Below are 8119 nucleotides of genomic sequence, written 5' to 3'. Positions count from 1 at the left end.
TGCGGGTGCTGCCCCGCCCCGCGGCCAGCGCCCGCCCCGCCGCCGGCGTCGGCGAGCGGGTCGGTGCCCGGGTGGTCGTCGACCTGTCGGCGATGTGGGCCGGACCACTGTGCGCACACCTGCTCGGCCGGATGGGCCTGCGCGTGATCAAGGTGGAAAGCGTGCGGCGCCTGGACGGCGCCCGCCGTGGCAGCGCCGCCTTCTACGACTGGCTGCATGCGGGTCACGAGAGCGTGGTGCTCGACTTCGCCACCCCGGACGGCCGGGCGATGCTGCGCCGCCTGCTCGAGCAGGCCGATGTCGTCATCGAGTCCTCGCGCCCGCGGGCGTTGGCCCAGCTCGGCGTGGATGCGGACGCGCTGGTGGCCGCCCGTCCAGGCCGGGTGTGGGTGAGCATCACCGGCTACGGGCGCACCGGAGCCGAGACCGGTGACGGGCCGGACCCGGTGGCCTTCGGCGACGATGCGGCCGTCGCCGGGGGACTCGTCGGCTGGCAGCACCGCGGCCGCGGCGCCGACCCGACCCCGGTGTTCTGCGCGGACGCGATCGCCGACCCGCTGACCGGCCTGTTCGCCGCGGTGGCTGTGGCGGCGAGCCTGCGGGCCGGCGGTGGCCAGTTGCTCGACGTCGCCATGCGGGACGTCGCGGCCTGGGTCGCCGCCCCCCTGGACGCCGCCTCGGCGGTGCAGGTGGGCACGACCGCGGCGACCGTCCAGGTGACCGGAACCGGGCGACACGGGTGGACGGTGCACCAGGCCGGGCGCTCCCGTCGGGTCGCACCCCCCACCCGGCCCTGGCCGGTCGGGGAGGACCCGCCCTGGCCGAAGGCCGCCGAACCGGGCGAGCACACCCGCGCGGTGCTGGCCGGCCTGCGACCGCACTGAACGGCGACCGCACTGAACGGCGACCGCACTGAACGGCGACCGCACTGAACGGCGACCGCACTGAACGGCGACCGCATCCGGCCCCTACACGGTCGGGGCGGACCCGTCCCCGCCGTTATCGCCGTCTTCGCTGTTCGCGATGGGCTGGTCGCCGTGATGGTCCTCGGTGCGCTGTTCGGGTGGCGAGGTCTCGGCGGGCGCGCCCGGGCAGGGCGTGGACGCGGGTGCGGTGGTCTCACCCGGGACGGCCTCGGGCGGGGTCAGGAGCGCGAACTCGGTGAGATCGTCGTTGCCGAGCGCGCGTCCGGCGGGCTGGGGAGCCGCACGCATGCTGATATCGGGCTGCGCCGGTTCGATCCACGTGATCGCGTCGAAGAAGGCGTCCGCCAACGGGGGCAGGGACTCCGACGACGACGATGCGGACCGCGGCACCGGGTCGAACCGTGCTGCCGGCTCGGGCCAGGGCGTCACCATCGCAGGCACGTCCGGGCTGGGCACGGCCGGCGGGATGGCCGCGGGCGCGTCGGGGTCGGGCCGCGGCGACTCGAGCTGCCAGACGGCCACGGCGAGGCCGACCAGCCACAGACTCCACAGCAGCTGGCCGACCACCCGGCCGGTCACCGCCGGATGGACCCCGAGTGGAAGCAGCATGCCACCGAGGACCCCCGCGGAGGCGACCCCACCCCAGAGCCCGAGCCCGGCGAGGGCCAGCCGGGGGCGGCGGGCGCCGGCGGGCAACCGTCCCAGCAGGTTCGACCGGATCATCTGGGCGACGAGGGACACCGACCAGCAGGCGGTGAGCAGACAGGCAACCACCTCTCCGACCATGACGGCGAACAGCATGCGCGCGGTGTCGAAGACGACTGCCGCCTGGTCGGACAGGGCCGGTGGCGCCGACCGGCGAAACAGCGCCGGGACGATGAACAGCCAGAACAGCAGACCTACCAGCTGGGCGGCACTGGCCGCGGTGGCGAGCACGATCGGCAGTGGACGGTGCGAGCAGCCGGGGAGCAGCCGGACGAGACCCACCGTGATCGGCACCAGCAGACCCGCCGCCACGACCGACAGCACGAGCCCCGTGACGACGGCGAACCAGTGCCCCTGGACGGCTGCCAGGGTCGCTGTGCCCGACACGGTGAGGACCTCCGGGTAGCCCGCGGCGCGGCGCAGCGCCGTCAGGCCCCCGGCCCCGCACACGGCGCTGACCAGCAGCAGGGCGGCTGTGGTGCGTCGTCCGATGAACATCGACGCCGCACCTCCCGGAAGGCCAGGACTGGTGGCCGAGACATCACTTAGAGTAATCGATGGTGGGCTGGATGGCGCGGTGCGGGCGCCGGGCACCGGTGGCCTGCCCCGAGGCTCCTGCGCCGAGGCCTCCGGCCCCGGATGTTGGGTGGACCCGCGCCGGTGGGGTGCCGTGTACATGATTTCCCACACGCCGCGTCTGGCCGCGCGCCCGGGTGGGCAGGACATCGCCATGGCAATTCCGGTCGGCTGCCGGCCCGAAGGTCGATGGCAAATGTGGGAGCCCGAAGGTGCCCGATCCCGAGGTTATCGGGGCGTACTGTCAGTTCGCGCGACCACCTCCGTGCAGGTTCCCCTAACTTTGGTCAGGCTTACCTTGTGAAGAATTTCTCTGTGGCCTGCGCAGACATCCTGGCCCAGCGCGAGGCGAATTCCTTATCCATGTGATTTGCTGTGGTCGACAGGGGTGCGTGTCCAACCGTCTTCGTCGGTCTGTGTCGTAGTCGCGCAGATCGTCGGGGATGGCTTCGGCGCGCGCCACGCCCGTGCGAGCAGGTCCCCGTCGTCTGGACGAAGGGGCACTCGCCCGGTCGAAGCGGTGGGCGGAAGGATGTGGAACCGATGGCGACCCGTGGGGACGCTGAAATCATCGAAGTACTGAACAGTGTGCTGACTAATGAACTGACAGTGATCAATCAGTACTTCCTGCACAGCCGGATGCAGCGCAACTGGGGCTACCAGCGGATTTCCGAGTACTACTATCACGAGTCCATCGACGAGATGAAGCACGCCGACCGTCTCATTGAGCGTGTTCTTTATCTCGGCGGTCTGCCGAACCTGCAGCGGCTGCACACGCTGCGGATCGGGGAGACGGTGCCGGAGCAGCTCGACATCGACCGCACCGGCGAGTTCGAGGCCGTCGACGTCCTGCGGGGGGGCATCGCGCTCAGCCGTGAGCGTGGGGATATCGGGTCGGCTGTCCTGCTCGAGGAGATTCTGGTCTCCGAGGAGGAGCACATCGACTGGCTGGACGCTCAGCTCGAACTGATCTCCCAGCTCGGTGCCGCCAACTACCTGAGCCAGCAGATCCACAAGGACGACTGAGCGCGGTCCCGGCCGTCGCGCTGCTCCATATTCGTCACAGACTGTTATTTCCGATGGTCGTTCGATGTATTGCGAGCAGCCTTCCCGGGACGTTGCCGGCTGTGGCCCTGCAGGATCGATCCTTCGGGCGATAGGGTTCACCTCGGAGGTTCGCCGTACCTGGCGCCGAGGCCCCGTGGCCTTCCCGGCGGCGGGCCGGAGGGGAGCAGCAAGTGATCATCGGTTGGTCCCGTCCGGCCAGGTCGTCCGGTCCGGCGGCCGTCGGCGCCGTCGAACCACCCAGCTGAACCGTCGGGAGCCCCTGTTCGGGGGCCCCAGCCGAATCCCTCGTGAACGGAAAGGACCGTGCTCTGGTGGCTACGTACACTCTGCCGGACCTGAAGTACGACTATGGCGCGCTGGAACCGTCCATCAGCGGGCAGATCGTCGAACTGCACCACGACAAGCACCACGCGACCTACGTCAAGGCTGCCAACGACACCCTTGACAAGATCGCCGAGGCGCGGGACAAGGGCGACTTCGGGTCGATCGTCGGCCTGGAGAAGACGCTGGCCTTCAACCTCTCGGGCCACATTCTGCACTCCATCTACTGGGAGAACCTCTCTCCGGACGGCGGCGACAAGCCCGACGGTGCGCTCGGTGAGGCCATCGCCGCCGACTTCGGCTCGTTCGACGCCTTCAAGGCGCAGCTGACCGCGGCGACGACGACCGTCCAGGGCTCGGGCTGGGGCGTGCTCGCCTACGACCCGACCGGTGACCGGCTGCTCGTCGAGCAGGTGTACGACCACCAGAGCAACGTGGGCGTCGGCAACCCGGCGCTGCTGGTGTTCGATGCCTGGGAGCACGCCTGGTACCTGCAGTACAAGAACGTCAAGGTCGACTACGCGGCCGCGCTGTGGAACATCGTCAACTGGGCGGACGTCTCCGCGCGCTACGCGAAGGCCAAGGGTCTCGGCGCCTGAGCACATCGTCTCCACGGGAACCCGTGGCATCGGCCCGCCCGGTCCTCCGGGCGGGCCGTCGCCGTCTGTGCGGCCCTGGTGTAGTCCGGGGGCGCTGCCGCCGTCGCTGCGGCCTGGGGGCGCTGCCGCCGTCGCTGTGATCCGGGCGTGCTGTCGCCCATCGGACGCACGGGTATCCCGATGGGCCTTTCGAAGGTCCACGCGCCGTCCTACTCTGGTGGCATGCTGCCGAGCGTGGTCCTGTCGTGACGATCCCCGGGGGGACGGTTCCTACGGGGATGGCCCCTGCCGGGAAGGTTCCGGCGGGAGAGGTTCCGGCGGGAGAGGCTCCGTCGGGAACGATCCCGGCGAGGACCGTCCGCACGCTCCCACGCCACCCACGTCGGCATCCCTGACCTGCCGGATCGCCGTGGCCCGGCGATCCGTCCCTGCGAGAGAGACCGAGGCGCCGATGACGTCGCCCCTGCATCCGACGCTGCCTGCCCCTGGGCGCGCCCCGGCCCTGGCCGTGGGCGTCTGCGGCCCGATCACCGTTGCGCCCGCTACTCCATCCGCTCTGCCCACCCCGTCCGGGCCACCGGCCCCGCCCGGGCCGCGTGGTCCGCGGGCGGAGGAGATCGGGCCCGCGGACCTGCGCCTCTCGGGGAGGCTGCCCGCGCGTTCTCCGACCGGCGGCGTCGCGCTCGCGCGTCGGGAGGTCCGCTCCGTGCTTGCGGCGCTGCCCGGGCGTGGCCAGCACCCCCACGACTTCGAGCCGCTCGCCGAGCGCCTCGCGCTCGACGGCCATCAGCTCGTCGTGGTCACCGACGGCGCCGTCCGGATCCCGGCGGTGGTCGAGACCCGGGTGCCCGGGGTGCCGTTCGTGCTGCTGGGCGCCGACACCGGGGCGTTGGCGGCACTGGCGATGGTCGGCTCACCCGCGGTCCGCCCCGACGGCCTGGTGCTGCTCGGCCTGCCCTCGCTGCACACCCCGGTGGCGGGGCTGGCGGTGACCGAGTCGCTGCCGCGGGCCCTGCCCGACCTGCCGATCCTGCTGATGCACGGCGCGGCCGACGAGACGAGCCCGCTTCCGCTGGTCCGGATGGTGACCAGGACCGCCCCACGCACCGAGCTCGCCGTCATCGCCGGCGGTCACGATCCGCTGGTCGGCCCCGGGCGGCGCAGCGTCGCCGCCCGCACGGTGCTGTTCCTCGAGAATCTGTTGGCGGCCGGTCAGGGCAGCAGGTAGCCGCGGCGCACCGCGGCGTCGAGCATCACCTCGACGTACGCCCACAACGCCGGGGAGCCCTGTTCGATCACGTCCCGGTGGGCCAGGACGTCCGCATGGCACACGCCGTGCGGACGCCAGGTGCTCCCGCCGGTGTAGAAGTTCAGCAGCAGCGGCTGCACCCGGTCGAGCGCGCGGGCGAACCGGGCGTCGGCGGTGCGCCGCTGCTCGAACTCCTCCCACAACGCCCGTAGCTGGGCACCCTGGTCGGCTGGCAGCTGCGGGAACAGCCGGTCGGCGGCGGAGTTCTCCCGCTGCTCCTGCTCGGCCAGCGCGCTGGCATCGTAGACGAACGTGTCACCCGCGTAGATCTCGACGAGGTCGTGCACGAGCAGCATCCGCAGCACCCGGGCATGGTCGACGTCGGCTGCCGCGTACTCACCGAGCACCACGGCGAGCATCGCCAGGTGCCAGGAGTGCTCCGCGTCGTTCTCCCGACGGGACAGATCGATCAGGTTACTGCGCCGCAGGACCGTCTTGAGCTTGTCGATCTCGAGCAGGAACGCGATCTGGCGGGCGAGCCGAGCATCGGCGATCCCCGGCGGCGGTTCGATCGGCGGTAGCGGAGGCGAGGGCTGTCGGTCGGACGCGGATGCGCTCACCCGTCCGACAGTACGGAGAACCGGGCGGGCCGGACGGCAGAAGCCGATACCGGCTGCCCAGCGGACACCTCGGTCAGCCAGTCACACCAGGTAACTAGATTGCCGCTGGACGCGTACGCTGCGTGAGTGTGACGGGTGTGGTGTCGCGGCCGAGCCGCGAGCCGGAGACGCGACCGCGGGTCTGGCCGCGCGGGGCGGGCCCGTCCGTGCGGCGGCGCCGGCTCCCACGCCTGCATCCGTGCCGGTCGGCGCGCGCCGTGATGCGGCTCGCGCGGGTGGCCGCCGGACGATGCGACGCCGAGGTGCTCCTGGTCGGGCTGCTCGTGCTGCTCGTGCTGGTGCTGGGCCTGTTCGGGTTCACACTGCGGGCCGTGGTCGGGCATCGGCTGGGCGCCACCGATGACCTGCTGACCCACCAGGGTCGGGCGCTGGCCACCGCCCAGGAGCTGCGCGCCGCACTGTCCCAGGCGGACGCGGCAGCCGCCGCCGAGGTGTTCGCACCCGTTGAGCTGCTGGTCGACCGGGATACCCCGGCCGCGCAGCAGCGGCAGCGTTATGACGCCGTCAAGTCGGACGTGTCGTTCGAGACGAGTGTCGCCGCGTCCGCCCGCGGCGTCCTGGACCTGCGCCGGCTGGATCCGAAGCTGTGCCCTTCGGACGTCGTTGACCGGCTGGCCGCGGGGGCGGTCGATCCCGGAGCGGATCTTGGCCAGGTCACCGATGGCGGTGGCCCGGCGGGCGATACTCCCGTCGCTGGCGGCGAGTCCGGCGGCCTGGAGCCGCCATGGTCGGACGCCGCGTCCCCACGTCCCGGCCCAGACGGCTTGAACGGCTCGGACGGCTCGGACGCCTTGAACGGCTCGGACGGCTTGGACGGCCGGGCGGCGGCCGCGGCGGGTGGAGGCGGCGACCGGGCCGGGACGGTGCGGGGGCGGGCGTCCTGCCCGCTGGATCTGCTGGCCCAGGAGATCCCGGTCTACAACGGGATGGTCGAACGGGCCCGGGCGAACAACCGGGCTGGACTGTCGGTCGGCGAGGCGAACCTGCGGGCCGCCTCGACGATGATGCGCGCGGAGATCCTGCCCGCGACGGAGATCCTGGTCGCCCGCTACGCCGACGCCGTGGATCTGGCCTACCGGCATGCGACCGGGGCCCGCGGCGAGTGGGCGGTGGTCCTCACCGCCGCCGTCGCGCTCGGCGTGCTGGTCGGCGTCCAGGTGCTGTTGGTGCGACGGACCAACCGGCTGGTGAACCCCGGGCTGCTGCTCGCCACCGGCGCGGTCCTGGCCGCGGTGACCTGGACGGCGGTGGCGTTCGGCACCCAGCAGACCAGGCTGGACACCGCCCGGGACGTGGGGTATCGCCCGATGACGCTGCTCGCCCGGTCGAAGTCGCTCGCCCTCGAGGCCCGGGTCGACGAGAACCTGTCGCTGGCCGCCCTCGGCAACGGGCTGCGCTTCGACGAGCACTTTGCCTGGGTGGCCCGGGGACTCGGCTTCGACCCGTCCGGGGACCGTCTGCCGCCCGAACCGGTGACCCGGCGGGGGTCGCTGGTGGTCGCGCTCGACGCCCCCGCGGGCGCGGGGCTCCCGGCGGATCTGGAGGCGAACCTGCGGGCCTGGCTGCGCATCCACGAGTCGGTGGTGCGACTGCTGGCCACGTCCCCCGACTCGGTGGTCGCCGCGGCCCGCGGCCCGTCCGACGCCGGTCCCGCCAGCGGCGCCCCTCGGTCGTCCGACACCTTCGGGGCGGCGGTGACCCGCACGCTCGGCCCGGGCACCGCCGCGTTCACCCGGTTGCTGGACAGCCTCGACACGGCGGTCGACACCGCCCGCGGCCGGTTCGACACCGAGGTGCACCGGGCCGGGGAGGCGCTGCGCGGACTGCGGCTGGCCGGTCCCGCGCTGGTGCTCGCCGCGATCATCGCCGCGGCGGCCGGCCTGTGGCCCCGGCTGCGGGAGTACCTGTGAGCGCCCGCCCCGGCGCGGTGGGGCGTCGGCAAGGTCAGTGGGCGGCGCACAGTGGCTCGGCGAGGTGGACGCGATCACGGCCGGC

The 8119-nt window shown here is 72.5% G+C and carries 7 protein-coding genes; 5 read left to right on the top strand and 2 right to left on the bottom strand.

What is annotated here, in order from left to right:
• Window positions 1–884 (top strand): CoA transferase (locus tag ND747_RS18820; protein ID WP_251735034.1); only part of this gene is annotated, 884 nt, incomplete at its 5' end.
• Window positions 885–968: 84 nt separating this feature from the next.
• On the opposite strand, the gene ND747_RS18815 is transcribed toward ND747_RS18820, so the two are convergent.
• Entirely contained in the window at window positions 969–2129 is a 1161-nt protein-coding gene (locus ND747_RS18815) for a DUF4386 domain-containing protein (protein ID WP_251735032.1), read from the bottom strand.
• A 621-nt stretch (window positions 2130–2750) separates the two neighbouring features.
• On the opposite strand from ND747_RS18815, the gene bfr reads away from it, so the two are divergent.
• From bfr to ND747_RS18800, 3 genes are all read left to right on the top strand, one after another.
• Window positions 2751–3233: a bacterioferritin gene (gene bfr, locus ND747_RS18810; protein WP_251735031.1), complete on the top strand. Its 483-nt coding sequence runs from the start codon at window positions 2751–2753 to the stop codon at window positions 3231–3233.
• 353 nt (window positions 3234–3586) lie between these two features.
• Window positions 3587–4195 (top strand): superoxide dismutase, encoded by a 609-nt coding sequence (locus ND747_RS18805; RefSeq protein ID WP_251735029.1) that lies wholly within the window; start codon window positions 3587–3589, stop codon window positions 4193–4195.
• A 451-nt stretch (window positions 4196–4646) separates the two neighbouring features.
• Window positions 4647–5423 (top strand): alpha/beta hydrolase, encoded by a 777-nt coding sequence (locus ND747_RS18800; protein ID WP_251735027.1) that lies wholly within the window; start codon window positions 4647–4649, stop codon window positions 5421–5423.
• Here the strand turns inward: ND747_RS18800 and ND747_RS18795 are convergent.
• Entirely contained in the window at window positions 5408–6064 is a 657-nt protein-coding gene (locus ND747_RS18795) for an HD domain-containing protein (protein WP_251735026.1), read from the bottom strand. The two genes, ND747_RS18800 and ND747_RS18795, sit on opposite strands and share 16 nt — an antisense overlap.
• Window positions 6065–6186: 122 nt before the next feature.
• On the opposite strand from ND747_RS18795, the gene ND747_RS18790 reads away from it, so the two are divergent.
• The gene (locus tag ND747_RS18790) at window positions 6187–8034 is read left to right on the top strand and encodes a hypothetical protein (protein WP_251735025.1); all 1848 of its coding nucleotides are present in this window, start codon (window positions 6187–6189) and stop codon (window positions 8032–8034) included.
• Window positions 8035–8119 lie beyond the last annotated feature (85 nt).

Source organism: Frankia sp. R82 (genome assembly GCF_023716925.1).
Taxonomy (GTDB): domain Bacteria; phylum Actinomycetota; class Actinomycetes; order Frankiales; family Frankiaceae; genus Frankia.
This window is presented reverse-complemented; position numbering and strand designations above follow the sequence as displayed.

Excerpts from the sequence above, each read along its gene's own strand:
- ND747_RS18800 (WP_251735027.1), top strand. The coding sequence starts at position 4,647 with ATGACGTCGCCCCTGCATCCGACGCTGCCTGCCCCTGGGCGCGCCCCG.
- ND747_RS18815 (WP_251735032.1), bottom strand. The coding sequence starts at position 2,129 with ATGTTCATCGGACGACGCACCACAGCCGCCCTGCTGCTGGTCAGCGCC.
- bfr (WP_251735031.1), top strand. The coding sequence starts at position 2,751 with ATGGCGACCCGTGGGGACGCTGAAATCATCGAAGTACTGAACAGTGTG.